The sequence below is a fragment of the uncultured Shewanella sp. genome (assembly GCF_947495455.1).
Lineage (GTDB): Bacteria > Pseudomonadota > Gammaproteobacteria > Enterobacterales > Shewanellaceae > Shewanella.
Genome location: NZ_CANLZC010000221.1, coordinates 1 through 1304 on the forward strand (window position 1 = coordinate 1; position 1304 = coordinate 1304).

The following is a 1304-nucleotide window of genomic DNA, read 5'->3' on the forward strand; positions in this document are numbered from 1 at the left end:
TTTGCAAACGCTAATGCCGCGCCTAAACGTTTATTATTGACGATATCTCCTTGCTGAACATGCCTTAAGGTATCAAATACGCTATAAGACAATTCCTCACCACAATGACGTATGGCTATCGTGCCATCAGGATAATCATAAATCATGACCCGTTTGTGAACTAACCGCTTGGTTTTTTCTGTTGGGTCAAGTAGGTAAATGACTTTATCGTACTGTAATGTCAGTGAGTTAGAGACTGTACGACTCATCTGCTTAGTAAAAATATCATCCAGTTCAACCGCTGATTCTTGTACCGGACGATGCGCGTCTTGTGAAGAGCGCGCTGTACAAGCAAAGCGGCGATTAAAATCTGCCATAAATTCAGGAAGCCAAGCATTGGCCTCTTCGATGGTATTGATGCCTGCAAGGCGCATTTCTTTTATGAGGCGATCTTGGAGTGTTCTATTGGCTCGTTCCACTCGACCTTTAGCTTGTGAGCTATTAGCACAAATCAAGTCAATATTAAGCTCATACAGCGCGCGGCTATACTGAGTCATTTGTTTACTGCTTTTACGACTGGGTGAATGCACCTTAAAGACTGAGTGTTTATCGCTATAAAAAGCAGTGGGTTTACCGTAATTATCAATATATTCACGGGTGGTATTCATGTAGTCGAACGTCGTTTCTGACTCACAAAAATGCAATGACATCAGCTGACTCGTTGCATCATCTATATACACTAACAAACAACACTTAGGTGAGCGCCCTTCAAACCAATCATGGTAAGAGCCATCAATTTGAACCAAATCACCATAACAGTCACGACGATGACGAGGTTGATAGATTTTCCTTTTCTTTCTCTTGCGAACACGCCATAACCCCTCAGTAATCAACCATTTTCTTAAGGTTTCACTGGACAATTTAATACCGTGTAGCTCAGCGAGTTTTTCACAGGCAAAGGTGGGTTTAAAATCTGCATATTTCTGCTTAACCAGTGTCAGAACTTGATTTCTAAATTCAGGTGAAAATCGGCGATTACTGGGCTGTCCACGACGTTTAGACAATAAGCCCACTTCACCATTTTGACGAAATTGATTCACTAATCTTTGGATATGCCGACGAGTCAGCCCTAACATTGACGCAGCGGTCATTTGGGTTAATTTTTTATTGCAAACATCCTTAATGACACCAATGCGGTGCAGCTCTTTTTCGCTCATCGTAATTAACATGGCACCAATCTAATACACTGGATTATTTGGGCCCAGCATACCAAAATGTGACATCTCTAAATTGGGAAAATGTGACATTACTATATTGAATCTACA

Annotated in this window: 1 protein-coding gene; it reads right to left on the reverse strand. The window is 41.3% G+C overall.

Going from position 1 to position 1304, the window contains the following annotated elements; genetic code table 11:
• A partial coding sequence (locus tag Q0791_RS24845; RefSeq protein WP_299011943.1) for an ISNCY family transposase occupies positions 1-1208 on the reverse strand: 1208 nt, incomplete at its 3' end.
• Positions 1209-1304 lie beyond the last annotated feature (96 nt).